Here is a 26,441-nt window from a genome sequence, read left to right as displayed (position 1 = left end):
TCCTTTGCTGATAAACGCCTCTCCGGAGGCGTTTTTTTTTGCCCGGCGGATTATGCCTGATTAATCACCTGATACAACGGGATCATCGCCGCGCCCCACGAGGCGCTTTCGGCACCCATCGGGGAGTTCACCAGCCGCACTTTCGGGCGGTCTGGATCAAGCCTGGCATCCAGTCTTAGCGTTAAAACCTCTGCCAGCCTTTCGGTGATGGTTTTCGGCATGGCCCCACCTAAAATAATCAATTGTGGATCCAGCCATTGCAGACATCCCATGATGCTCTGCTCGACCTGATCGCAACAGCGTGAAAACCAGGATTCCAGCAAGGGGTGCTGTTCTGCGGTGAGTGCCGGTAGTTGCGCTTCGCTTAGCCCTGCCTGAGTGAGCGTCGCGACCAGGTCTTTATAGGATGGACGCGGTTTATCACCGGGAAATGCCATACCGGCTTCACCGGCATTCAAAAACCCGCCGCGCAGGAGTTTGCCATCGGCGATAATCCCTGCACCAATCCCGTAACCAAGATCGATAAACGTTATGTCACGATAGGAATTCCACGTACCTGAATACAGCTCGCCAATCGCCGAGGCATTGGCGTTGTTTTCAACCCATGTCGGCCACGGCAAATTGTCCTCAAACGCCTGTTGCAGGTCGACATCGCGCCAGCTTGAAAGCCAGGCCACACAGTGGCGCTTTTTGCCATCGGGCTTTAGAAAACCCGGCACGGCATAACCCATGCCGAGGATGCGCGCATGTTGAAGCTGGCGTTTTTTTAACGTCTGCTCCACCAGATTTTTAATCTGTTTTAGTGTGGTGGCGAGTGGCTGATTTTCCTGATGAGGCTCAGAAATACTGAACAGTTTGCGGCCACTGAGATCGACCAGCGTCATGTCGATAAAGCCAGGGCTGAAAGCCAGCCCGACCGAACACGCGCCGCCAGGATTAAGCCGCAGGGGCAGCGACGGTTGTCCGCGCTGTCCCATATTGCGTTCGCCTTCGATAACCAGACCCGAAAATAAAAGCTCCCGGCATTGTTGGGTGATTGCCCCCGCGGTGAGGTTTGAATAGCGCGCCAGTTCGGCGCGTGTTACCGGTGCATGGCGACGAATCAGCTCCAGCAGCAAACGTTGGGTAGGACGCAGTTCCAGACGGTCAGGTTTTACATTCATAATATGGCTATCATTTTTGTTATCAGGCCCAGCGCAATCCCGCTTCTTCAATCAGCGCCTGCAGGTACGGAAGATCATCATGGCTGAGCATATCGATCAGACCTTCACGCAGCCAGCCCATGATCTCGGGGCGACTATCATACCCGAATTTGTGCTGGTACTGCTCCAGTGGCGTCATGCCATTTTTCACTTCATGCAGGTACATGCGTACCCCCAGTCCCGCCTGTTTATAGGCGCGAAGATCGTCAACATGGGCGAACTCATATTCAAAACAGACACAACTGGCGTGGGAATGTTGCACGGCGGCCAGTTGACTGTTGTAACGCTCCAGCGTCACGACCTGCAATGCTAAATCTGGGATCAGGGCTTTGACGCGGTTAATCAACACATGATTAAACCCAAGCAACTGAATATGTGACAGCGCCTCTGGCATTGACTGCAACAAGGCAACCAGATGATGCACAAATTCGTCATGTCGGCGACGTTGCTTCACTTCCACGATCAGGCCCATGCCATTCTCTGCCGCCCAACGCAGAATATCCTGCAATAAAGGGATCGGCGTGCCAGCAAATTGCGCATGGTACTTAACGCCGAAATCAAATTGCTGTAACTGCGCGAGCGTCATTTGCTCGACAAAACCGGTGCCGGTCGACACGCGATCAATGCGGTGATCGTGTGTGACCACCAGATGATTATCTGCGGTCAGATGAATATCTAACTCAATGCAATGCGTCCCTGCTTTTTTTGCTCCGATAAACGCGGGCAGAGTGTTTTCCGGATAACGGCTGGAGTATCCGCGGTGACTGTTTGCCAGCACGATGCCCTGTGCGGCCTGATGAAAGTTAAACGCCATGGTTGTTCCTCATGTGATTCCAAAGTTTGAATATTAAATTTACTCTATAAACTTAATTAGAGAAGTGAAATTTATATCCCGGCAATGTTTTCATGTTAATTATTTGATTTTTATTGGTTTTATTTTCGCTCTTAGTGTTGTTTTTGGTTTTGAGGAACTTTGTCACATAAATTTTATATTTAGTGTGTAAATTTAATCGACGAGTTTTAACAGAGGATTTGTACACTATGTCGACACTTTCACTGGAACAGGTCACAAAGCAATTTGGCGCGTTTTACGCTGCCCGCGAGATCTCCTTTACCGCCGAAGAAGGTGAATTTGTCACCCTGCTTGGCCCGAGCGGATGTGGTAAAACCACGTTACTTAAAATGATCGGCGGGTTTCATCAGCCTGACAGCGGACGCATTCTGATTAACGGGCAATCCGTTAATAATTTGCCGCCGGAAAAGCGCAACACCGCAATGTGTTTTCAGTCGTACGCGTTGTTTCCGCACCTGAATGTGGCGCACAACATCTGTTTTGGTTTGAAGCAAAAACGCTTACCTGTTGCCGAGCAGCAACTGCGTCTGGCGGAGGCGTTGAAGCAGGTTGGCTTGCAGGATCAGCACCTGAAAATGCCGGTGCAACTTTCTGGCGGGCAACAGCAGCGGGTGGCGCTGGCCAGAGCGATGGTTACGCGCCCGGATGTGGTGCTGTTTGACGAGCCGCTGTCCAATCTGGATGCGAAACTGCGTGAAAGTGTGCGTTTTGAAATCAAAGAGTTACAGCGGCAATATCAACTCACGTCCATTTATGTCACCCATGATCAGGCCGAAGCGTTGACCATGTCCGATAAGATCGTGGTGCTCAATGCGGGCAATGTGGAGCAAATAGGGCCACCAGAAGAGATTTATTACCGTCCTGCTAACCGTTTCGTCGCCGATTTTATTGGTGCGGCCAATATTGATATCGCCCACATCACGCCTGCGGAACAGCCTGGTTTTTATCGGGTTCGCTGCCAGTTAGGTGAGTTTTACGTACGTTCTCCGCGTCCCCCGCTTGCTGAGCATTGCTATATCTGCTGGCGGCCTGAAGATGCGCGCTTTGTGCCACAGCCACAAACCGGCGATAACCATTTCTTCCTCACGCTGCGCAAAATGGCGTTTATGGGCAACCTGACCGAAGCATGGGGCGATAACGATGACGGTAAATTGTCGGTACGTCTGCAACTGATCAAAAAACCGCAGGCCGAAAGCGGGGCGCGGGTTTGCTTCCGTTTACCCGAGGATGCGATTCACTTCCTCGAGCCGGTAGCGGAGGGACACGATGAAATGGCGTAATGAGCTGACTGCCTGGCTGCTGATGATCAGTGGACTAGGCACTATTGTGTTGCTGATGGGATCGACCTTTTACGTGGTGCTGGTACAAAGCATCGGCTATTTCAATCTTTCCGGCGACAGCCAGTTTTCGCTCGAATACTGGCAAAGCGTATTACAAGATCCGGTGCTGCACAGCGCGCTGTTCTATTCGGTTAAAGTCTCAATATTGGGGGCTTTTGGTGCGGTGCTGCTCTCTTACCCGCTGGCGTTGTGGCTCCGTCAGCCGCTGGTGGCGAAAGAAGGTATTGTTGCTGTGCTGCGTGCGCCGATGTTTATTCCCGGCCTCGTGGCGGCATTTCTGTTCATCAATATCATTGCTTATCACGGCGTGATCAATGAGCTATTGCTGGCGCTGGGCGTTATTGATCAACCGCTGCGTATGCAGAACGATGACTTTGGCTGGGGCGTCGTTATCTTACAAATCTGGAAGAATCTGCCGTTCGCGCTGATTCTGGTTGGTGGCTCAGTTAACGCAATCCGTACCGACATATTAGACGCGGCGAGTAACCTGGGTGCCAGCCGATGGCGCTGTTTTCGGGACGTTATTTTTCCCCTGACGCTACCCGCAGTGCAAGTGTCCCTGATCCTTATTTTTATCGGTGCGCTGGGCGACTTTGCTTTCTTCTCTGTCGCTGGCCCGCGCAATACCTACTCACTGGCTCGCCTGATGCAGGCCACAGCCATGGAATACGGGGAATGGAATAACTCTGCGGTTATTGCCGTGATTATCATGCTGACGGCAGCATTGGGCACCTTGCTTATCGCCGTCCTCCTGACACCCCTCGCCACCCGCAAAGGAGAGGTCAAATGAACCGAACGGCGAATGGACGCCTGATCGTCAGGATTTCACTGTTGTTTTTTGTTCTGGTCAATCTGGTCTGGCTTGGACTGCCATTTTCAATGGCTATCTTATGGTCGCTGGTTGACCCGCAACACCCGTGGAGCTATCCGGACTTATTTCCGCAAGTGTTGTCGATTAACCGCTGGATACAGGTGTGGCAGCAAACTTCGCTGTCAGAAGCCCTCTTTAACAGCTACACCATTGCGCCCGCCGTGGCGATGCTGAGTTTACTGCTGTCGTTACCGACCGCTTATGCGTTTGGGCGCATGACTTTTCGGGGCAAAGCCGTTGCGGAAATGCTCACGCTGATCCCACTGGTTATGCCAGGTATGATCATCGGGATTTTCTTCAGTGCCATGCTGATGAATCTGAATATCAGCAACCCGTTTATCAGCATCGTGTTAGGGCACACTGTGCTGACGCTGCCTTACTCGATCCGCATTATGTCCGCAGGGTTTAAAGCGGTGCCGCAGGATTTAATTGATGCCAGTCGCGATCTCGGTGCCAGCCATTGGGGAACGTTCTGCAATGCATTTTTACCGATGCTCAAGCCCAGTTTCCTGGCCGCGTTGATTTTTTGTCTGGTGCGTAGTTTAGAAGAGTTCAGCATTTCATACGTCCTGGGCGCGCCAGATTTTATTACCGTGCCGACCATTCTTTATTCTTTCCTCGGCTATTCCTTTGTGCGCCCGGATGCGGCGGTAGTCTCAATGATCCTGGTGATCCCGAATGTAGTCCTGATGGTCATTATTGAGAAGCTGTTGAAAGGGAATTATCTGTCACAGTCAACCGGCAAGGCGTAATCCTTGATGAGGGAGTCATTTATCATGAAAACAGGCACGGTTTTACTTCTCGGTGGCATGTTATTGAGCGGGGTAGCGACCGCCACGCCACTGGCGCAACAAGATTGGGATCTTGTCGTCGCACAGGCCAAAAAAGAAGGCTCAGTGACATTTAACGTCTGGTATTTACAACCGCAATGGCGCAGTTTCGTGGCTGATTTTGAGAAACAGTACGCAATTAAAGTACGTATTCCGGAAGGGTCGATCGATGGCAACATGAATAAACTGCTGGCGGAAGCACGCCGTGAAAAAGGCAAAATGGACGTGGTGGCTTTGTCGGTGGCGCAGTTACCGATCATCCGTAAAGCAAATGCCCTGGTGCAGGTAGCCTGGCTGCCAGGCTACAAAGATGCAGTGCATCAGTTGCAAAGTGTGGATACCGAAGGATATGCGGTTGCCTTTTGGGGCAACCAAACCGGTATGGCTTACGATCCGCAACAGATGGGCAATCAACCTTTGCCGCAATCACTCGATGATTTACAACACTTTATCGATGCGAATCCGAAGAAGTTTGGTTACAACGATCCAAATAACGGCGGAGCAGGCGAAGCCTTTATTCAGCGCGTAGTCACCCTCTCCTCAGGCACTTTTGATGCCGATGCTACGCAAGTCGATCCTGCCATTATTAAAAACTGGAAAAAGGGTTGGGAATGGTTTGTCGGTAATAAAGAAAAAATCACCCAGACCGCATCGGGTGCAGATAGCCTGACCCGTCTGAATGATGGCGAATTATTGCTGGTGCCCGCCTGGGAAGATCATCTGGCGGGTTTGCAAAAATCCGGGGCGATTACCGGCCGCCTGAAATTTTATATTCCGGCTTTTGGTATGCCGGGAGGGGGCAATATTGCGGCTATTGCCGCAAACAGCACACATCCTGCGGCGTCGGCGGTGTTTCTGAACTGGTTAACGAAAGCTGAAACCCAGCGGGCGCTGAATGTAGCTTTCGGCGCGGTGCCGATGAACAAACAAGTGAAAACAGACGTGGTGCAACCAGACGTTGCCACGCAGTTTTACGGCAAGGAATACAGCATGCAGCTCAGAAAAGAGTTTGTGCGCCAGGTTTCTATGCAATAAGTCGTCCATGTCTGAACCGGAAATTTTTCCATTTCCGGTTTTTTGCTTTTTTCCTCTATAGCACACTCCAACCCCGTTCTCATTTATCTCATTACATCCTCATTCATTTATTTTCTTTCTCTTAATATTATCGATAAAATAATGTGAGGGGGATGTGATTACCTCAAATGTACCTGCTTGTTTAAAGTGGATGTATATCGCCAGCTTTGATAAATGAATCTGGTGGAATTTATTCAATTTTAATCTCAGGTATTATTTCATGAACAAGCGTAATTCTTTTATTTTACTTCTCGGTAGTGTGTTGTGTTTCAGTCATACCGTCGTACATGCAGCTGATGGCACCATTAATTTCATCGGACAAATTGTTGCCACGACATGTGATGTGAATGGCGGAAGTAATGCATCCATTAATGTGGATTTAGGCACTGTCGCCGCGACCTCATTTACGGCAGCCGGTGATACTTCTTCGCCGACCGCGTTTACGATTTCACTCACCAACTGCCCGGCAACTTTCACGGCTGCTGCGGTCAAATTCGACGGTACCGCTGATGCTGTGGATAACCAGCTACTGGAAGTGACCGGTGGCGCAACCGGCGTAGGCATTGAAATTGCGGATAATCAGGGGACACCCATTCCTCTTTATACGGCCTCACGTTTTTATCCCATTGATGCAACCTCTGAAGGGGTGGATATGAACTTTATCGCCCGCTACAGAAGTACCGGGGCAACTGTAGGCGAAGGTGCGGCAAACGGGACCTCACAGTTCACCATTAATTATCAATAATAAGAATCAAAAATAATCTCTTTAAACTGGCAAGGATGCCAGAGATTCAGACGAGGATGTCTTTTATTTTTATTGACGGAAGTATGAGAGGAATATATGCGGCGTCTTTTTATTATTTTATCAGGGATGTTATTCATTCTCTTTTCTGTTCCCACGGTTTATGCGGGTGTGATTACAGAAGCCACACGGGTGATATATCAGGGCAATAAAAAAGAAGCCTCGCTTACCGTCAGTAATCAGGGAGCACAAGCAGAGCCTTTTCTGATCCAGTCATGGGTAGATAATAACGGTCCTGACGGGACGCAAAAGTCCTCCGTCCCCGCACCTTTTGTCGTAACCCCCCCTCTATTCCGGCTGAATGCCGGGGAAGATAACAGTCTGCGGATTATCCGCACGGGCGGCCTGCTGCCTGAAGATCGCGAATCCCTGTTCTGGCTAAATATCAAATCTATCCCCCGTCTGCCTGAAAACGCCCCCGCCGGTTTATTGCAAATCGTGGTGAAGACGCGCCTGAAGCTTTTTTACCGGCCGGCAGCGTTGCTCACACCCGCAGGGCAAAGCGCCTGGCGGCAGTTGCAGTTCTCCCGTCAGGGCTCAGACCTGCGGGTGACCAATCCGACACCTTATTACTTCACCTTTTTCAGGCTGAACCTCGGCAGCAATCATGTGGCGACAGGCAACACAATGGTTCCGCCTTTTGGGGAAGCCCGCTATCCCTGGCCTCAGGGGGCGGTTGCTGGTGAGGTCAGCTGGCAGGTCGTCAATGATTATGGCGGTGCCAGTTCAGTGGAAAAAACCCGGCTGCGCTGAGGCATGTTATGAATAAAAATCATGTCGTTACGCATCTTTCATCCTTCACTTTGCGGTCATGGCTTCTGGCCGGAATTGTTTTGGGAACCTCTGAAACACGCGCGGATGACCGTTTCAACGTGCAGGCGCTGGAAATTGAACACCCTGGCGCGCCGGTGGATTTATCGCAATTTTCCCGGGCAGGCGGGCAGACCCCCGGTGTCTACCGTGTGGATATGCTGGTGAACAATGTGCCGAAAGGGCGGCAGGATGTGATGTTTATTGCCCTGCATGACCAGACGCTTTCCCCACTTTTTACCCCGACGCAGTGGCAAAATCTGGGGCTCAGAACCCGCAGCATTCCGGCATTACGTGACTGGCCCGCACAAAAGCCGGTTGAGGATTTCACGCCGCTGATGCCCGGAGTGGTGAGCCAGTTTGACTTTTCGCGTCAGAAGCTGCTGATCACCATCCCTCAGGGATTGCTCGACACGCTGGCAAGGGGCGCGGTCAGCCCTGAGTTATGGGATGAGGGAACGCCAGCCTTGCTGCTTAATTACAATCTCAGTGGTGCCCGTACCTGGCAAAATTCAGGCGGCAGCGATCAGAGCCAGTTTCTGAGCCTGAGAAGCGGTGCCAACTGGGGCGGCTGGCGGCTGCGCAACTACAGCACATGGCGTTACAGCCGCAACATTGACGGTCAATCGCAGCAGGACTGGGACTCGGCCTACAGTTTTCTCCAGCGCGATGTGCCGGTGTTTAAAGGGCAATTTATCGCCGGAGAAAGCACCACACCTGCGGATATCTTTGACAGCTTTTCGTTTCGCGGCGTACAGCTCTCCTCGGATGACAACATGTTGCCGGACAGCCTACGCGGCTTCGCGCCGGTGATCCGCGGCATTGCCAGAAGCAACGCGCAGGTGACGATCAGGCAAAACGGCATGGTGATCTACCAGACCTATGTACCGCCCGGCGCTTTCAGCATTAACGATTTATACCCGACTTCAGCCTCCGGAGATCTGGATGTGACGGTCAGGGAAAGTAATGGCGAAGAGCGCCATTTTACCCAGGCATTTTCCGCTATCCCGATCATGCAGCGCGAAGGCCGGTTGAAATACGCCATGACGCTGGGGAAATACCGTACTTATCAGTCCGGGGGAGACGAGCCTGAATTTCTTCAGGGGTCACTGATTTACGGACTGGGTTATGGCGTGACCCTGTTTGGCGGCAGTCAGCTGGCGCAGAACTATAAAGCGGCGAATGCCGGTGTCGGTACTATGGTCGGGGATTTTGGATCCCTGTCGTTTGATACCACGCTGGCCAACAGCGAGCTGACTGACAGTCAGCGGGAAAAGGGCGTGGCGTACCGGCTGCAATATGCCAAAAGCGTTGCCGCGACCGGCTCCACGCTGTCGCTGGCCGGGATCCGATTTGCCGGGGATTTTTATCATTTCAGTGATGCCAGTAACTGGCGTCAGGACGAAAGCAACGGGACTTACTATGGTCAGCCACGGGAACAGTATCGTCTTAACCTGACCCAGATGATTAACAACGGGCAGTGGGGATCACTTTCCCTTTCCTGGTACCAGCAAAACTACCGACAGTCGCAAATTAACCAGCGCAGTCTCGGGATCAGTTACAACGTTAATATTGCCAGTATCGATTACGCCTTATCGGTATCGGATAACCGGACTTACGGTACTGAGAGCGATAAACAGATCGCGTTTAATGTCAGTATTCCTCTGGCGCGCTGGCTGCCCAACGCCAGGGCCACGGCTAACGTGAACAGCGCGAGCCATGGGCGGACGCTTTATCAGACCGGCATCAACGGCATGCTGCTTGAGGATAACAACCTCTCTTATGCCGTCAGTGAAGGCTATGGCACTCACGGGCAGGGAAACAGCGGCAGCGCCAGCCTGAATTATCTCGGCAGCGCCGCTCAGCTCAGCGGGGGTTACAACTACAATCAGGACACGCATCAGGTCAATTACGGCTGGCAGGGCGCGATTGTGGGTCATCCCTTCGGCGTCACTTTCGCGCAGCCTCTTGCCAGCGATCTCTCCGCCATTGCCATCGTCCGCGCGCCGGGGGCGGCGGGAGTGAAATTGCAAAATAACACCGGCGTGTATACCGACTGGCGCGGCTATGCCGTGGTGAATTACCTCAGTCCTTATAAGCGAACCCGCGTGGCGCTGGATACCACATCACTGGATGAGAACGTTGATATTGACGACAACATCCTTTCGGTTGTTCCCACTGCCGGTGCTGTCGTTATGGCCTCTTTTACTACGCGCTCAGGTAACCGGTTATTACTCAATCTGACCTATCACGGGCAGCCTGTACCTTTCGGTGCAGAAGCCTTTGTGGTGGGCGATAAGCAGAACCGCGCCATTGTCGGAGACATCGGGCAACTTTATCTCAGCGGCTTGCCGGAGGAGGGCGCAGTCCGTGTGACGTGGCAAGGGGGACAGTGCGAAGCACCGTTTACATTATCCGGTACACAGAAAGCGGCGGTCTCACAGGCCACCAGCGTATGTCGATGAGGCCTTTATGAAAATGATGTTACTGCTGGCCTGTCTGGCCCTGTTTTCTGGCAAATTATGGGCGGCCTGCTCTACTTCTCCGTCCATGCCTCAGTCCTGGGATTTAAGTTCGGTTGCGGTGACCTCTTCACTGCCTGTTGGCGCGGATATACCCGGAAGTCAGCATACGTTCAATGTGAGCGGTACTTGCGGTACAAACGGCAGCAACGAACTCGCCGGTGACCCGATCATCGCCTGTTACTACGGAACCGGTGCTGAAATAGCAGGTTTCCCTGGCGTTTACTCCACCGGCGTCGAGGGTATCGGTATAGCCCTGACCAACTCCAGCGGACAACGTGTGGTCGGAGGCGGGGTAAGCTGCGATACGCGTAATACCTCGTTGGGTAGCCTGGACAGCAGTCTCAGCTATCAGATAACAGTGACGTTATCGTTAGTCAAAACCGCCAACGATATTTCGGATACGGCACTGGCGCAAAGCCAGACCCGTTTCGGATTGGGGGTGTATGGCAAATCAGGCCTCGGGGGTGGGGGCAACAACACGCTTTCGTACACCGGCAATATCAATATCAGAACCGAAAGCTGCGATGTGCTGAATAACACAATAAATGTGCCACTGGGTACGGTGACTCAGGGACAATTTTCCAGTACCTCTCCTGGCGGTGTTTCACCGGATGTCCCTTTCAGCATAGAACTCAATTGTGATGCCGGGGCGAATGTGAATATCCGTATCGACGGCACTGCCGATGATTCGCTGGCCGCCGGCGTAATCAAAATCAGCAGTGGCGCAGAGGGGCAGGCGACCGGGGTGGGGATTCAGATACTCAAAGGCGATACGTCGCCCGTGGGCATCGGACAGGAATGGGCAATCACGCCCTCGGCGAGTGAAGGAAGCCTGAGTATTCCCTTTTTTGCCCGCTACTATCTCAACGGACAAACACTCAGCAGCGGAAGTGCGAACGGCACAGCGACGTTTACGATGATCTACTATTGAAAAGGTCGCCCTGACAGACGACCTCAATTAAGTCTTTTCAAAAACGATCTGTTATAGACGACGACGTCTTAGCCCGACCAGGCATTAAGCGTGGTTATTAAATTATTGGTCATCAAAATCATACTGGGGGCTGCTTTGGAAAGAGGGGTAGGATCTGAGGTTTTTATTTTTTAAGCGTGCTTCCAGCTCAGTTCTGATTTTTAAGGGAAAACTCTCATATTCCCTTTCTAATCTTATATTTCCCGCTGGTAAAAGAGCAAAAATATTATCCTGAAGTGTTTTAATTTGCTGGCTGTAGATGCTGACTTCTGTTAGTGCATCGTAGTAATCGAATGCCCTGATCATATACTGATGATGCTCATTCCCGGTGCATTGATCGATTTGAACTGTGCCAAGGTATACAACGGCAATGCTTACCGTTCTTTTATCAAAACCCTCAATATCAGACGAAGTAATGAATGGCCTGGATTTCATTTCTGATAAGCATTCCTCAAGTTTAGTGTTGAGGTTATTGTAAGCTAAAAGATATTTGTCACGGCTGTATTCGATATCTTCATTTATATGCGCAAGGCAAGGGAATGTCAGTGCGAGGATAAGTACCAGGAGGATATTTCTCATACGGAACGTTCCTTGTTATTTAAAGGTTTTTTCCATGCACTTCCAGAACTCATGTTCTGTACCATTGCATCCCATCATTTTAACTCTCCTTAATATCCATATTAAATATCGATAGTTGAATTTATTTCATAGTTACCATGTATTAAGTAAACCTGTAATGGGCAAGTAAATTAGCCCGCAAAAAATATAGCGAAGTTTTATTTTTTAAGCAATGCCTGCTACCTGTCAGTATTCGTCTGGAAAACGCTTATTGATGGTGATCAGTTTCCCGTTCTGAATATCGATATAATCCCCTGTCCGTAGATCCGCCAGAATCTTCATGACGCCGCTGCGTGCTAAATTCGAACGCTCCAGAATAAAGTTTACCACGCTGCTTTTTCTGCGGACTTCTTGTGGTAACTGTTCTATTTCGAGTAACAGACCGCAAATAATGTCATAGGCGGTGCGGCTGATCATCAGATCGGAATGATAGTTGCGGTAATCGGTAAAGCGGGTGTTACAGGCGATAAGCTCTCTCACCAGTCCATGTTCGGCAATCAGGTCGATAGCCTTATCGCGCGGCAGCACGCTGATCTTACTTTCCTTATTTCCTTTAAATATAAAAGAGACGCTGCTGTATTCTGAAGTCATTAATCCCAGCATAGTGGGCGCGTCAGCAATGCCATACAGCAAGTTGTCAGAGGCCCGATAGCATTTTATATCGCCTTCCAGCAGCAAGATAATTTGCTGCTTGCCGTCTTCAGCGCGCAGGGTGATGGGGATATTGGGGGTGTCTGTAGCCACCGGCGTGGCGTGGGGTAAACAGACTTCAATCAGGCGAGTGATGGCTTCCAATGGCTTGTGTCCCAGCGGCGAGTTTTTGCCATGGCTTGAGAGATTATTGTTTGTCTTCATAGGCGATCAGTTTCTCGTCAGAGGGGCAGAACTCGCTTCATGCACCAGGTTTAGCAGAAGCTTGCAGATGAATTATAAACAGTAAACTTTTACTCCACACGCTTGTCTTTGCGGGCTTTACAAGGCGGTAAGCTGATGCCTGAACGCCATATCGGAAAGGATTATTTTGCCCTTAACGATTCAGCAAGAATTTAATGTTGCTTTTTTGTAAACAGATTAACACCCCCTAAAAATCCTGCTATGCTGCTTCGGCGCTAAAGGACACTGTGCTCCGGTTCAGGATGTGTCGTAAACCGACAAAGAAACAATCATACCCGCAGTGTCCCCGACTCATCAGACAATCCGATATTCCGCTGTCCCTGCAGGATTACTAGCGGTCTGATGAGGGAAGCCAGGCATAATAAATGACAATGAGAGCGAGGAGAAAGTCGTGCTAGAAGAATACCGTAAGCACGTAGCCGAGCGTGCTGCAGAGGGCATCGTCCCTAAGCCACTTGATGCTTCACAGATGGCAGCGTTGGTTGAGTCCCTGAAGAATCCGCCGCAAGGCGAAGAAGATACTCTGTTAGACCTGCTGATTAATCGTGTTCCACCGGGCGTCGACGAAGCCGCCTACGTTAAAGCCGGATTCCTGGCTGCAGTCGCCAAAGGCGAAACTACCTCTCCGTTGGTCACTCCTGAAAAAGCCGTTGAACTGCTCGGTACCATGCAGGGCGGTTATAACATTCACCCGCTGATCGACGCGCTCGATAGCGAAACGCTGGCGCCTATCGCCGCGAAAGCGCTGTCTCACACCCTGCTGATGTTTGATAACTTCTACGATGTGGAAGAAAAAGCACACGCCGGCAACGAACACGCGAAGAAAATCCTGCAGTCGTGGGCGGATGCCGAATGGTATTTGTCACGTCCGCAACTGGCTGAAAAAATCACTGTCACTGTGTTTAAAGTGACGGGTGAAACCAACACCGATGATTTGTCACCGGCTCCGGATGCCTGGTCCCGTCCAGATATTCCGTTGCACGCGCTGGCTATGCTGAAAAACGAACGTGAAGGTATCCACCCGGATCAACCTGGCAGCGTCGGTCCGATTAAGCAAATCGAAGAACTGAACAAAAAAGGTTTCCCGCTGGCCTACGTTGGTGACGTAGTCGGTACCGGATCCTCACGTAAATCAGCCACCAACTCCGTGCTGTGGTTCATGGGCGATGATATTCCTCATGTGCCGAACAAACGCGGCGGCGGTGTGGTTCTCGGCGGTAAGATCGCGCCAATCTTCTTCAACACCATGGAAGATGCCGGTGCGTTGCCGATCGAAGTGGACGTTTCTGACCTGAACATGGGCGATGTCATCGATATCTACCCGTACAAAGGCGAAGTGCGTAACCACGAAACCAACGAAGTGATTGCGACTTTCGAACTGAAAACCGACGTACTGCTCGACGAAGTGCGCGCCGGTGGCCGTATTCCGCTGATCATCGGCCGTGGTTTAACCACCAAAGCCCGTGAGTCACTGAAACTGCCTCAGAGCGAAGTGTTCCGTATCGCCAAGCCAGTTGCTGCAAGCAGCAAAGGTTTCTCGCTGGCACAGAAAATGGTGGGCCGCGCCTGTGGCGTTGCCGGTATTCGTCCGAACGAATATTGCGAACCAAAAATGACGTCCGTGGGTTCTCAGGACACCACCGGTCCGATGACCCGTGATGAACTGAAAGACCTGGCGTGTCTGGGCTTCTCCGCCGATTTAGTGATGCAGTCATTCTGTCATACCGCCGCGTATCCTAAGCCGGTTGACGTGACCACGCACCACACGCTGCCTGATTTCATTATGAACCGCGGCGGTGTTTCACTGCGCCCTGGCGATGGCATCATTCACTCATGGCTGAACCGTATGCTGCTGCCGGACACTGTCGGCACCGGCGGTGACTCCCATACCCGTTTCCCGATCGGGATTTCCTTCCCTGCGGGTTCCGGTCTGGTGGCGTTTGCTGCGGCGACCGGCGTGATGCCTCTTGATATGCCGGAATCCGTTCTGGTGCGCTTCAAAGGCAAAATGCAACCGGGTATCACCCTGCGTGATCTGGTGCATGCGATCCCTTATTACGCGATCAAAGAAGGCCATCTGACCGTTGAGAAGAAGGGTAAGAAAAACCTCTTCTCCGGCCGTATTCTGGAAATCGAAGGCTTGCCGGAACTGAAAGTAGAACAGGCATTTGAACTGGCGGATGCGTCCGCAGAACGTTCAGCGGCAGGTTGTACGATCAAACTGGATCAGGCGCCGATCAAAGAATACCTGAGCTCTAACATTGTGCTGCTGAAGTGGATGATCTCTGAAGGTTACGGCGATCGTCGTACCATCGAGCGTCGCATCAAAGGTATGGAAGAGTGGCTGGCGAACCCGAACCTGCTCGAAGCCGATGCCGACGCGGAATACGCGGCGATCATCGAAATCGATCTGGCGGACATCAAAGAGCCAATCCTTTGTGCGCCAAACGATCCGGATGATGCACGTCTGCTGTCTTCCGTACAGAACAGCAAAATCGACGAAGTGTTTATCGGTTCATGCATGACCAACATCGGTCACTTCCGTGCGGCAGGTAAACTGCTCGACAGCCATAAAGGCGCGTTGCCAACCCGTCTGTGGGTTGCGCCACCGACCAAAATGGATGCGGCTCAGCTGACGGAAGAGGGCTATTACAGCGTCTTTGGTAAGAGCGGTGCGCGTGTAGAAATTCCAGGCTGTTCACTGTGCATGGGTAACCAGGCGCGTGTGGCCGACGGTTCTACCGTGGTTTCCACCTCTACCCGTAACTTCCCGAACCGTCTGGGTAACGGTGCCAATGTCTATCTGGCTTCCGCAGAACTGGCGGCGATTGCGTCCCTGCTGGGACGTCTGCCAACGCCGGAAGAATACCTCGGCTATATGGCTGAAGTGGATAAGACTGCGGTGGATACTTACCGTTATCTGAACTTCGACAAGCTGAGTGAATATACGGATAAAGCTGACGGCGTGATTTTCCAAACCGCAGTCTAAATCGTTATATTTGCGCCAGTGTTGAAAAGGGAGCTTCGGCTCCCTTTTTTATATCAATTTTTTATATTTCTGACCATTTGAATTATTAATTACGAAAAAGGTCACTTTTATTTATTTCTGCGTATCATACCCTCCCAATTTCCTTCCTGTTTTGATGACGTCCATCACACTTCATATTTAGATTTTCTCCTGAAAATAAAATAGCACTCAACATGATGGTTCTGTTTATGACGTTATCTAACGAATAAAAAGGCCACTTATGACGAGAAGCACATTAGCCGAAAACATTATTCATGCTTGTCTGGAAATGAGCCGTCTGGGGTTAAATCAGGGAACTGCCGGAAATATCAGCGTGCGTTATCAGGAAGGCATGCTAATTACTCCCTCGGGAATTGCCTATGAAAAGATGAATGCCGGACAAATTGTGTATGTGAACGCCAGCGGAGAATCTGAAGAAGGTAAAATTCCCTCCAGCGAGTGGCGTTTTCATCAGGCAGCCTATCAGGTCAGGCCAGACGTTAACGCTGTTGTCCATAACCACGCGCCGCACTGCACTGCCGTCGCCATTCTCAATCTGCCGATCCCGGCCATTCATTACATGATTGCCGCCGCCGGTGGAAACACCATCCCCTGTGCTCCTTATGCCACCTTTGGCTCCGTTGAACTGTCCGTGAATGTTGCGGCTGCATTACGCGATCGCAAAGCCACTTTATTACAACACCACGGCATGATTGCCTGCGAAGTGGATCTGGAGAAAGCCCTTTGGCTGGCTCAGGAAGTCGAAGTTCTGGCGCGCTTGTATCTGGCCGTATCAGGACGAGTTAATCCTGTTCCAGTCCTGTCAGAGGAAGAGATTAACGTGGTATTGGAGCGATTTAAGCATTACGGGCTGAGAGTTGAATAATAAAAATAACAAGGAGTGATGTCATGAATGAAATTGAGCACTGCTTTGAATATCCTCACGATCGTACTTCAGATGGCTCGCTGAAATGGGCTTTTCCCTCACCCTGGCTACCTGAGAATGTGACCAAAAGGCCGATACCGCTATGGATCGCTGACATGGATTTTATCAGTCCTCCGGCAGTGAATCAGGCACTGGGCCGGATGGCCGAACACGGGATTTACGGTTACACCGACGCGCCTGAAAGCCTGCGTGAAGCACTGGCTGGCTGGCAATATACTCACCATCAATGGGCAGTAAAAACGCAATGGATGTTGCATAGCCCGGGCATTGTCAGCGCACTGAATCTGACGATCCAAACCTTTTCTGCGCCGGGTGATGGCGTCATTATGCTGATGCCGGTATACGGCCCTTTTCATGACAGCGTTGGTCTGAATCAGCGGCGGGTTGTGCCCGTGGAGCTGGAGCTTGTGGGGCAGGATTACGTGCTGGATATCGAAAAGTTCGAGGCAGCGATTACCCCTGATGTGAAAATTTTCATTCTCAGTAACCCGCACAATCCGATAGGCAAAGTCTGGAGTCGCGAAGAATTATTGCTGCTTGGTGAGTGTTGTCTGCGCCATAATATTTTGGTGATAGCAGATGAAATTCATCAGGATTTAGTGATCAATTCACAGGTGAAATACCTGCCTTTTGCCAGCCTCTGCGCGGAATTTTCCGACATCAGCATTACCTGCACCGCACCCAGCAAAACTTTTAATCTGGCCGGACTACAGACCTCTACGCTGATTATTTCTAATCCGCAGTTGCGCCAGCGTTTACATCAACACTATCTGGCCTGCGGGCTTGAGCGCCCGAATATCGCCGGGATTATCGCCTGTGAAGCGGCTTACAGAAACGGTGAGCCTTGGCTGAACGCGTTGCTTAGTACTTTGCGCGATAACCTCAGACAACTGGATCTGATACTCAAAGATTCGGGTATGCAGCGATGTGGTGGCGACGCACTTTATCTGGCGTGGATCGACTGTCGTCGTTTGCAGCAGGTCGATCTGCAACATTTTTTCCTTGAAAAAAGTGATGTGTGGATTGAACCCGGCACACATTTTGGCAGGGGCGGTGACGGATTTATTCGCCTGAACTATGCCACTTCACGCACGTTATTAACGTCCGCGCTCAGACAAATGGTCACTGCGACCTGATAATTTTTTGCTGCGCTAATTCGATCTTCTGCTGCGTTATTTCATTCAATTAAGGAATGATCATGAGCGAACCTTCGGTTTCCCGGAATGCGGACAAACTGGTTAAAACACTCAGCACGCCGGTAATTTTTTTCGCTGCAATTAAAGCCATTATTGGCGGCGGCGTAATTGCACTGACTGGCGTTATTATTGCCAATACTGGCGGTGGAACACCCCTGGCATACTTAGTGGCATCATTAATTACCGTTCTTGCCGGTATTCCCTATGCAGTATTAGCAGCAACCTTGCCGGTGACCGGCGGAATATACAGCTGGCCTTCACGTTTAATCAGCCCGACGTGTGGTTTTTTGGTGTTCTGGTTTTTCTCACTCACTCACGTTTCACTGTCGTTATATGCGCTGACCTGTTCCGATTATCTGATGGCCTTTTTTCCCGACCTGCCAAAAACAGCGGTCAGTTTCGTCATATTAACGGTCATTTATCTGGCAAATTTGCTTGGTGCAGCCCTCAGCGCCCGCCTGAGTATGATCCTCACGATTATCATGTTATGTGGCATGTTGCTGTTTGTCGGTGAAGGTATCGGGGAAGTGCAGATAGACAACTTCACCACCCTTTTGCCGAACGGCTTCGCGGCCTTTGCAACCTCGGTGGCCTTGCTGCTGTTTGTTACCAACGGTGCCTGTACGGTGGCAGAACTGGCCGGTGAAATGAAAAACCCGGCACGCGCAATTCCGGTGGCGATCATGGGTTCCACGGCGTTTGCTGCGCTGATTTATATGCTGGTTTCTGTCACCGCAACCGGAATTTTACCGCTATCAGAAGTGGCACATCAGCCGCTGACTGTGGTCGCAAAATCCTTCATGTCACCGGGATCTTTCCTGTTCTTCAGTATCGGCGCGGGAATTATCAGCATGCTGGGGATAACCAATGTGCAGATGTTGTGGGGCAGTAAAAGTTTGCTGGTGGCCTGCGATGACGGCTGGCTGCCGCGCAGCCTCGGGCGTGTAAGTCTTAAAACCCGCGTGCCGTATTTACTGCTGACCCTGCTGTATCTGATCGGGGTGATACCAATCCTGTGCGGTATTTCGGTGTCCAATATTGCCAGTGCCGCTGCAATCACCTTTCTGGCGGCACAAATCGTCTGCATTATCTGCTCGTGGCGGGTGCGCAAAACGCCCGCCTATCAGATGTCTTCTTTCCGTATATCACCTGCGTTACACATCATTACCGCTACGTTAAGTATCGCCATTCTGGGCTGCATGATTGTGATGTTACTTCGCGATACCGACAGTAAAACACTCAGCGTTATGGGCGTCTGGCTGCTTCTGGGTATCACTCTGATCTTTGTCCGCCGTAAGAATGTGATTACCAACCGTGTATTAGCCAGTGAGGGCGCAAAATGAAAACATTGACTGAATCCTGGATTTCTCAACCGATTACACTTGGTATTCGCCCGGTTATCGACGGACGAAGAATGGGCGTGCGTGAATCACTGGAAGCGCAAACTATGGCGATGGCCGAATCTGCCGCTGAGCTTATCTCATCGTGTATCCGTCATCCCGATGGTTCATCGCTGCGCTGCGTGATTGCCGAGACTACGATTGCCGGGCGCGCAGAATCGGCGCGCTGCGACGCGCTGTTTCGTCGTGAAAATGTCGGTCTGACCCTCACCGTGACGCCTTGCTGGTGTTATGGCGACGAAACGATTGACAACGATCCGCTGCGGCCAAAAGCCATTTGGGGGTTTAACGGCACTGAACGTCCGGGCGTGGTCTATCTGGCGGCGGCGTTAGCCGCGCATAATCAGCAGGGATTGCCTGCGTTCGGTATCTCGGGACGTGATGTACAGGATGCCGATGACACCCATATTCCTGCGGATGTAGAGGAAAAACTGCTGCGTTTCGTCCGGGCAGGGTTGGTTGTCGCCAGTCTGCGTGGCAAAAGTTATTTGTCAGTGGGCAGTGTCTCAATGGGGATCGCCGGATCGATTGTTGATCATCACTTTTTTGCTGAAACATTAGGCATGCAGGTGCAAGGCGTTGATATGACTGAACTTCGCCGCCGCATAGACTGCGGTATTTATGACGAAGAGGAACTGGCACTGGCGATAAGTTGGGCAGAGGCTGGGTTTGTGTACGGCGAAGAGGTTAATCCGCCAGAATTTCAGCGTTCTGACAGCGAGAAGCGGCGGATTTTGCAAGAGTCACTGACGATGGCGTTGTGCTTACGCGACATGATGCAGGGTAACCCGCAACTGGCGGTGCGTGGCTTTAATGAAGAGGCGACAGGCTATAACGCCATTGCCGGTGGGTTTCAGGGGCAAAGGCACTGGACCGATCATTATCCGAATGCGGATATCGCAGAAGCCTTGCTCAACAGCAGCTTCGACTGGAATGGACCCCGTCAGCCGATATTGATGGCGACAGAAAACGATAGCCTGAATGCGGTCTCAATGTTGTTCGGTCACTACCTGACCGGCAAGGCGCAAATCTTTGCCGATATGCGAACCTGCTGGTCGCCGCAGGCCGTTTTTCGCGTGACGGGACATCAGCTGGCGGGCAGGGCAGCTCAGGGAATTATCCATCTGATCAACTCCGGTTCTGCCGCGCTTGATGGCAGCGGTGCACAGCGCGATGAGCAGGGGCTGCCGACCATTAAACCACACTGGCAAGTGACGCCTGAAGACGCACAACGTTGTCTGGCGCAAACCCTCTGGTGCCCGGCAGTGCATGAATATTTTCGCGGAGGCGGTTTCTCATCGAACTTTCTTACGCCTGGCGATATGCCTTTCACCCTCAGCCGGATCAATCTTATCAAGGGCATTGGCCCCGTATTGCAATTGGCAGAAGGCTGGAGTGTGGAATTGCCGGAGGATGTACATCAGCAGCTGGATCAGCGTACTAATTCCACCTGGCCCACAACGTGGTTTACGCCGAGACTGACCGGACAGGAACCCTTTAACGATGCCAGTACGATGATGAATTGCTGGGGAGCCAATCATGGGGTGCTAACGCCGGGTCATGTTGGTGCGGATCTGATCACTCTGGCTGCCATGTTGCGTATTTCTGTCTGTCTGCACAATTTGCCGGATGTACAACTCTTCCGTCCTTCTGCGTGGTCAGCGTTTGGGATGGACAAAGCAGGCCAGGATTACCGCGCCTGTCAGCACTATGGCCCGTTATACAAATAAATGACGAACGCGGTGCTGACCGGGAATCAATGATGCACCGCGGTATTCATTGTCTAAACGCTTTACGCTGGCCTTCTTCTTTCAGGTTTATGGAACCGTTTATGAAGATAAAGCAGGCACGCCATCTCTGCATTCTTGAACTCCTGGCACAGCAGGATGCGCTCAGCGTGAGTCAGCTCGCCCGCAGTTTACACGTCAGTCATGAAACCATCCGCCGTGATCTCGGGCAGCTACAAATTCAGGGGGAGATAATTCGCCGGCATGGTTGTGCAAAAAGCATCAATCAGACCCAGGATGTGGGGATCACTTTCGCGCAGCGAGCGAAAAGTCATATTTCACCGAAGGATCAGTTGGCTCAGCAAGCGTTATCCTATATTGAAAACGATATGACGCTGGCTCTGGATGCCAGCTCCACCTGCTGGTATTTAGCCAGAAAACTGCCCAATATCCCTCTGACGGTCTACACCAACAGCGTACGTATCATGGAGACGCTGGTGCGACGTGAGAATATCCGGGTGATTGCGACGGGCGGGGTGCTTTCCCGTAAATATCAGGCGTACCTCAGTGACATCCCGCATCTGTTGGCTTTACTGCGATCACTGGAGATTGATCTGTTTATTTTCTCCTGTGAAGGATTAGACGGCGAAGGCGTGCTTTGGGACAGTAATGACAAAAATGCCCGCTTTAAAGCGCTATTGATCAAATACGCCGCACAATCACTGTTACTGATGGACAAGAGTAAGATCCTGCGTAAAGCCGGTGCGCCGATTTGCAACATAGAAGAGGTGGACATACGGCTGTTTGAACGCCAAAATGCGGCCGGTTGACGATTCCCCTTTTCATCCTCCTGCGGAGTAACCCATGGATTACGATTTTTTGCGCGACATCACCGGTGAGGTCAAAGTGCGTTTTTCAATGGGCCACGAAGTGCTCGGTCACTGGCTGAATGAAGAAGTGAAGGGCGACCTGAGCGTGCTGGATACCGTTGAAGCCGCACTGGCTGAGCTGAAGGGCAGCGAGCGCCAGACGCAAATGGTCGGCCACGAATACACGCTGCTGTTAGCCGACGATGAAGTGATGATCCGCGCCAATCAGCTGGATTTCGACGGCGATGAGATTGAAGAAGGCATGAGTTATTACGACGAAGAGAGTCTGGCGTTTTGCGGCGTCGAGGACTTTTTGCAAGTCCTCGCCAAATACCGTTCTTTCGTGACGACTTATCGATAAGGTTACGACCTGTCGCTGAAACTTATTTACCCCGCGAGGCGGTCCAGCACAGCAGCGAACCGCCGACCACCATCAGCACGCCCGGCCAGAAACTGGCGCCCGGCAACGTGTGCAGCCACAACCCGGCAATCAGAATCGATGACAGCGGCGTGAAATACGACAGCGCAGCCACCAGTGTGGCATTGCCTTTTTTCATCGCGATATCCCAGCACTGATACGAAATGGCCGTCACTGCGCCCATCGCCAGCAGTTCGAGAATAGCCGGCAGCGTCAGGCTGATGCGGTTCGATGAATAGGTAAAATACAACACCCACAGCACGGCACCCGTCGCCAGCAGAAACAACGGCAGCACGCCTTTGCCTTTACATAACACACGAACCAGATTGGAATACAGCGCCCATGAAACGGCTGCGCCCAGCGCCAGACTGTAGGCCACCGGATTGCCACGCACATTACGCAGCAACTGATGGATATCCAGTCCGTGCCCGCCGCTGATTGCCCACAGCACACCGGCAAACGCCAGCACCACGCCCGGCCAGATCCACCAGCGTACGCGTAATTTCAGCAGCGGAACCGCAAAAATCAGCGTCAGGCTCGGCCACAAATAATTGATAAGTCCCAGTTCCAGCGTTTGCTGACGGGTATGCGCCAGACCAATCGCCAGCGAAAACGCCACCATATAAAAGATAAACAGCAGACCGCAGACGATCAGATAAGCGGGCGATTCCCCGCGCAGGGAAGGCTTTCCGCCGACCATCCAGACCATAATTCCACTGACTGTATAAATCGATGCGGCGGCGCCAAAAGGCCCCAGAGATTCAGATAAACTGCGGGTGAGCGCCACGCTCATGCTCCACAATAAAATGGCGAGAACGCCAGCCAGCGTTGCGAAACGATCCATATGAAAGGTAAGCCTCGGGAAAAGGAGGCTTTTAAGATAAGCGATTGTCCCGGTGATTTACACCGGAACAATCCGCTTGAGGGCGCTTATTCGCTGGCATCATCAGAAGTAGAAACCGACTTCTAATCCCAGCGTGGAGGTGGTGGTCGCGGGCTGATAATAGCCGACGGTGCGTCCGTTCAGGTCACCCTGTTTCTCGTCCGACTTGCCGTATTTCTGGTGCACATAGCTGGCTTTCACAAAGACATCTTTGTTGATATTCCAGGTCAGGCTGGTGAATGGCGAGAGCTTAGATTTCGGCTCCAGCCAGACTGAACCCTGATTGCTGTGCGTCCAGGTTTTAATCGGATACAGTGCACCGCCTTCCAGACTCAGACGTGAATCTGCGGTCATCTGCCAGTTCGCACCCAGGGATGCTTTGGCATAAGGCTGCAGCGTGACTTCCACCGCGTTGTAATTGCGGGTGGTATTTTCCGAGGCAATATACACATCGTCAGAGCGGATGTTTCGCAACCATGCCTGGCCGCCGAGTGCGCCTTTCATATCGAAAGACACACTGTCGGATGCCCGGTAACGGTAGCCGCGCGTCATGTCCGCACTGTAACCGGTGTAGTAGGTTTTGCCTTTCAGTGATCCGTTCGGCACATTGGCCTGATCGTCCAGCGTACTGCCTTTATACCGGACGATCCCGAACATCACGCTCATGTCCCAGGCTTTTAATAATCCGCCGGGGGCATCAAGGTAATTATTGGATCCGAAATTAACGCGCAGGCGCGGGCCATGTTCAGCAACATATTTACCGTCCATATTATCGACGGATTCGTCCCACTTATAATATTCAGCACCGTAACTCACATAGTGCCGCATCCCTTCAGTATTGCTGCCTAACAAACTTTCCCCGGCCCGGGAAACCCCGGAAACCAATAAAGAACTCGCGACCAGCAGGCTGGATACGGTCTTTAATTTACTCATTGTCATTTTATATTTCTGCTTGCAGGTGGATGGAGCTGGTTGCTTAGTAAGCAATGACGCGATGCTAATGGTCAGGGGGGAATATATAAAGGGATTTATCTGTTTTTCAGAAAAAAGCGATCTTTTGATCTGCCATAAGCTAAATTATTGGTTATACATGAATTATATTTGATTTATAGGTTGTATATTATTTTTGAAATTTGGCTTAATTGTTAGATCGATTGGCGATTAATTTGACTTAAATAAGGATTTAATCACTCTTTAAATATTAATTTGCCTTAAGGAGTATAGCCGGTTCTTATACAGGCGAAGTTATTTTACTTAAGTGATGCTTATTGAGTTTCAGTCGGGAGAATATTCAATATCAGAATTTGTCTATACAAAAAAAGGCCGGACATTTTACTCATGTCCGGCCTTTTCTTTATTCAGCCCTGATCAGACTGACGGCAGATTGCGACCGTAATAGATTTCCTGCATTTCTTTGTACAGCAAATCGGTGATTTCCTTACGCTCCTGCGCGCTCAGTTCATCCGGTTTGGCATTGAAAAGATAATGTTTGAGATCGAACTCTTTCAGCAACATCTTGGTGTGGAAGATATTTTCCTGATACACGTTGACGTCCATCATGTCGTACAGCGCTTTCATATCCTGCGACATGAAGTTCTGAATCGAGTTAATGGAATGGTCGATGTAGTGTTTCACGCCGTTCACGTCGCGGGTAAAACCACGAACGCGGTAATCGATGGTGACGATGTCGGATTCGAGCTGATGGATCAGATAGTTCAGCGCTTTCAGCGGTGAAATTACGCCACAGGTCGAGACTTCAATATCAGCGCGGAAAGTACACAGGCCGCCTTCGGGATGGCTTTCCGGATAGGTATGCACGCAGATATGGCTTTTATCCAGATGTGCGACCACGGAATTCGGCAACGGACCCGGATGTTCTGTGTTATCGACATCACGCGGATCCATCGGCTCTTCGCTCACTAAAATCGTGACGCTGGCGCCCTGTGGTTCGTAATCCTGTCGCGCCACGTTGAGGATATTGGCACCGATGATCGAGCAGGTTTCGGTGAGGATCTCCGTCAAGCGGTTAGCGTTATATTCTTTGTCAATGTAGGCAATGTAGCCATCACGATCGTCTGCGGTTTTGGCGTAGCAGATATCGTAGATACAAAAACTCAGGCTTTTGGTCAGGTTGTTGAAGCCATGCAGTTTCAGCTTTTGCAATTTAGTTCACCCCCTTATGGATGCAGTATCAGCGCGCGGCTGACAGGGCATTCAGTAAATATTGTGGCAGGGCAAAGCTGCCGTGATGAATCGCCGGATTGTAATAACGACAGGTGATATCTGCGGCGTCAAAACGCGCCTGCAAGGTTGCGCTGTCGATCTGGCGATATTCCGGGCTGTTGGTCGCCCAGGCAAAGGTCATGATGCCGCCATAATAGGTCGGGATCGCGGCCTGATAGAAACTGACATCACTGAAATAGTGGCTCAGTTTGGTGTGGCTGTTGACCGCTTCATCCTGCTGGAGGAAGCACACGCCATTTTGTGCCACGAAAATGCCGCCCGGTTTGAGACAACGGGCACAGCCTTCGTAGAACGCCGACGTAAACAGACTTTCACCGGGACCGATCGGATCGGTGCAATCGGAGATGATCACATCATAGGTTTCAGCGGTCTGATTAACGAAGTTCACACCGTCGTCGATCACCAGGTTGAAACGCGGATCGTCATAGGCACCGGCATTATGGTTTGGCAGATACTGGCGGCAAAACTCCACTACGCCGGCATCAATTTCCACCATCGTCACCGATTCCACACCTTTGTGGCGGCACACTTCGCGCAGCATTGCGCCGTCGCCGCCGCCAATGATCAGCACCTTTTTCGCGTTGCCGTGGGCGAACAACGGCACATGGGTCAGCATTTCGTGATAGATGAATTCATCACGCTCAGTGGTTTGCACCACGCCGTCGAGCGCCATCACGCGACCCAGCGCGGCATTCTCGAAAATCACCAGATCCTGATGCTCGGTTTTGTCTCGGTATAACTCTTTATCGACGCTGAAGTACTGGCCAAAATGGGCGTGCAGCGTCTCATACCATATTTCTTTGGATGACGAGCTCTGGGACATGTTGTGGTTTCTCCTGATCAATCGCAGCCATAAAAATGGGCGCACATGATAGCTAACTCTGCCGGTCCATGCACGGTTTCAGACAAACCCGTTTAGGTTAAGTGTAGCTGAGGCAAACGTGGTACGGGTAACAGAGGGA

Annotated in this window: 23 protein-coding genes; 15 read left to right on the top strand and 8 right to left on the bottom strand. The window is 51.4% G+C overall.

Going from position 1 to position 26,441, the window contains the following annotated elements; translation table 11 throughout:
• Positions 1 to 50: 50 nt before the first annotated feature.
• Both ACJY2G_RS07095 and ACJY2G_RS07090 read right to left on the bottom strand, forming a co-directional pair.
• Positions 51 to 1,163: an ROK family protein gene (locus tag ACJY2G_RS07095; protein ID WP_430320722.1), complete on the bottom strand. Its 1,113-nt coding sequence runs from the start codon at positions 1,161 to 1,163 to the stop codon at positions 51 to 53.
• Positions 1,164 to 1,185: 22 nt separating this feature from the next.
• Positions 1,186 to 2,016 carry a glycerophosphodiester phosphodiesterase gene (locus tag ACJY2G_RS07090; RefSeq protein ID WP_120161907.1) on the bottom strand — a complete coding sequence of 277 codons (831 nt, stop codon included), beginning with the start codon at positions 2,014 to 2,016 and terminating at the stop codon, positions 1,186 to 1,188.
• A 227-nt stretch (positions 2,017 to 2,243) separates the two neighbouring features.
• Between ACJY2G_RS07090 and ACJY2G_RS07085 the strand changes: the two genes are divergently transcribed.
• The 8 genes from ACJY2G_RS07085 (at position 2,244) to ACJY2G_RS07050 (ending at position 11,238) form a co-directional block, all read left to right on the top strand.
• Positions 2,244 to 3,335 (top strand): ABC transporter ATP-binding protein, encoded by a 1,092-nt coding sequence (locus tag ACJY2G_RS07085; protein WP_430320721.1) that lies wholly within the window; start codon positions 2,244 to 2,246, stop codon positions 3,333 to 3,335.
• Positions 3,322 to 4,185, top strand: a complete 864-nt coding sequence (locus tag ACJY2G_RS07080) for an ABC transporter permease (protein WP_430320720.1) — start codon at positions 3,322 to 3,324, stop codon at positions 4,183 to 4,185. Before ACJY2G_RS07085 ends, ACJY2G_RS07080 begins: the two co-directional genes overlap by 14 nt.
• Positions 4,182 to 5,018 (top strand): ABC transporter permease, encoded by an 837-nt coding sequence (locus tag ACJY2G_RS07075; RefSeq protein WP_430320719.1) that lies wholly within the window; start codon positions 4,182 to 4,184, stop codon positions 5,016 to 5,018. Before ACJY2G_RS07080 ends, ACJY2G_RS07075 begins: the two co-directional genes overlap by 4 nt.
• 57 nt (positions 5,019 to 5,075) lie before the next feature.
• Positions 5,076 to 6,131 carry an extracellular solute-binding protein gene (locus ACJY2G_RS07070; RefSeq protein ID WP_430320738.1) on the top strand — a complete coding sequence of 352 codons (1,056 nt, stop codon included), beginning with the start codon at positions 5,076 to 5,078 and terminating at the stop codon, positions 6,129 to 6,131.
• A 259-nt stretch (positions 6,132 to 6,390) separates the two neighbouring features.
• A complete protein-coding gene (locus ACJY2G_RS07065; RefSeq protein WP_120161902.1) occupies positions 6,391 to 6,915 on the top strand; it encodes a fimbrial protein in 525 nt (174 codons plus the stop codon).
• 168 nt (positions 6,916 to 7,083) lie between these two features.
• On the top strand, positions 7,084 to 7,725 hold the full coding sequence (locus ACJY2G_RS07060; RefSeq protein ID WP_430320718.1) for a fimbrial biogenesis chaperone: 642 nt from the start codon (positions 7,084 to 7,086) through the stop codon (positions 7,723 to 7,725).
• Positions 7,726 to 7,733: 8 nt separating this feature from the next.
• On the top strand, positions 7,734 to 10,247 hold the full coding sequence (locus ACJY2G_RS07055; protein ID WP_439291589.1) for a fimbria/pilus outer membrane usher protein: 2,514 nt from the start codon (positions 7,734 to 7,736) through the stop codon (positions 10,245 to 10,247).
• A gap of 7 nt (positions 10,248 to 10,254) precedes the next feature.
• Positions 10,255 to 11,238: a fimbrial protein gene (locus ACJY2G_RS07050; protein WP_430320716.1), complete on the top strand. Its 984-nt coding sequence runs from the start codon at positions 10,255 to 10,257 to the stop codon at positions 11,236 to 11,238.
• A 102-nt stretch (positions 11,239 to 11,340) separates the two neighbouring features.
• Here the strand turns inward: ACJY2G_RS07050 and ACJY2G_RS07045 are convergent, their stop codons facing one another.
• Both ACJY2G_RS07045 and ACJY2G_RS07040 read right to left on the bottom strand, forming a co-directional pair.
• A complete protein-coding gene (locus ACJY2G_RS07045) occupies positions 11,341 to 11,856 on the bottom strand; it encodes a hypothetical protein (RefSeq protein ID WP_430320715.1) in 516 nt (171 codons plus the stop codon).
• A gap of 225 nt (positions 11,857 to 12,081) precedes the next feature.
• Entirely contained in the window at positions 12,082 to 12,750 is a 669-nt protein-coding gene (locus tag ACJY2G_RS07040) for a helix-turn-helix domain-containing protein (protein ID WP_430320714.1), read from the bottom strand.
• A 430-nt stretch (positions 12,751 to 13,180) separates the two neighbouring features.
• Between ACJY2G_RS07040 and acnB the strand changes: the two genes are divergently transcribed.
• The 7 genes from acnB (at position 13,181) to yacL (ending at position 22,295) form a co-directional block, all read left to right on the top strand.
• Positions 13,181 to 15,778 (top strand): bifunctional aconitate hydratase 2/2-methylisocitrate dehydratase, encoded by a 2,598-nt coding sequence (gene acnB / locus ACJY2G_RS07035; protein WP_120161897.1) that lies wholly within the window; start codon positions 13,181 to 13,183, stop codon positions 15,776 to 15,778.
• A 259-nt stretch (positions 15,779 to 16,037) separates the two neighbouring features.
• Positions 16,038 to 16,682, top strand: a complete 645-nt coding sequence (locus ACJY2G_RS07030) for an L-fuculose-phosphate aldolase (protein WP_113876368.1) — start codon at positions 16,038 to 16,040, stop codon at positions 16,680 to 16,682.
• Positions 16,683 to 16,705: 23 nt separating this feature from the next.
• Positions 16,706 to 17,878: a MalY/PatB family protein gene (locus tag ACJY2G_RS07025; protein WP_430320713.1), complete on the top strand. Its 1,173-nt coding sequence runs from the start codon at positions 16,706 to 16,708 to the stop codon at positions 17,876 to 17,878.
• Positions 17,879 to 17,940: 62 nt separating this feature from the next.
• Positions 17,941 to 19,281 (top strand): APC family permease, encoded by a 1,341-nt coding sequence (locus ACJY2G_RS07020; RefSeq protein ID WP_167507627.1) that lies wholly within the window; start codon positions 17,941 to 17,943, stop codon positions 19,279 to 19,281.
• The gene (locus ACJY2G_RS07015) at positions 19,278 to 21,068 is read left to right on the top strand and encodes an L-fucose isomerase (RefSeq protein ID WP_430320712.1); all 1,791 of its coding nucleotides are present in this window, start codon (positions 19,278 to 19,280) and stop codon (positions 21,066 to 21,068) included. The genes ACJY2G_RS07020 and ACJY2G_RS07015 overlap by 4 nt, the downstream gene beginning before the upstream one ends.
• Before the next feature lie 107 nt (positions 21,069 to 21,175).
• Positions 21,176 to 21,895 carry an L-fucose operon activator gene (gene fucR, locus ACJY2G_RS07010; protein ID WP_369920231.1) on the top strand — a complete coding sequence of 240 codons (720 nt, stop codon included), beginning with the start codon at positions 21,176 to 21,178 and terminating at the stop codon, positions 21,893 to 21,895.
• Positions 21,896 to 21,929: 34 nt separating this feature from the next.
• A complete protein-coding gene (gene yacL, locus ACJY2G_RS07005; protein ID WP_112286909.1) occupies positions 21,930 to 22,295 on the top strand; it encodes a protein YacL in 366 nt (121 codons plus the stop codon).
• A 22-nt stretch (positions 22,296 to 22,317) separates the two neighbouring features.
• Here the strand turns inward: yacL and yddG are convergent, their stop codons facing one another.
• The 4 genes from yddG to speE form a co-directional block, all read right to left on the bottom strand.
• Positions 22,318 to 23,196, bottom strand: a complete 879-nt coding sequence (gene yddG / locus ACJY2G_RS07000; protein WP_430320711.1) for an aromatic amino acid DMT transporter YddG — start codon at positions 23,194 to 23,196, stop codon at positions 22,318 to 22,320.
• Between the two features lie 102 nt (positions 23,197 to 23,298).
• Positions 23,299 to 24,168: a hypothetical protein gene (locus ACJY2G_RS06995; RefSeq protein ID WP_240783368.1), complete on the bottom strand. Its 870-nt coding sequence runs from the start codon at positions 24,166 to 24,168 to the stop codon at positions 23,299 to 23,301.
• 435 nt (positions 24,169 to 24,603) lie between these two features.
• Complete coding sequence (speD, locus tag ACJY2G_RS06990; protein WP_112286906.1) at positions 24,604 to 25,398, bottom strand: adenosylmethionine decarboxylase; 795 nt, start codon at positions 25,396 to 25,398, stop codon at positions 24,604 to 24,606.
• 28 nt (positions 25,399 to 25,426) lie between these two features.
• Positions 25,427 to 26,302, bottom strand: a complete 876-nt coding sequence (speE, locus tag ACJY2G_RS06985; RefSeq protein WP_112286905.1) for a polyamine aminopropyltransferase — start codon at positions 26,300 to 26,302, stop codon at positions 25,427 to 25,429.
• Between the last annotated feature and the right edge of the window lie 139 nt (positions 26,303 to 26,441).

Source organism: Rahnella sp. ATs2 (genome assembly GCF_051851855.1).
GTDB classification, from domain to species: Bacteria; Pseudomonadota; Gammaproteobacteria; order Enterobacterales; family Enterobacteriaceae; genus Rahnella; species Rahnella variigena.
The sequence above is the reverse complement of the archived record's forward strand: the minus strand, read 5'-3'. Positions and strand labels throughout refer to the sequence as shown.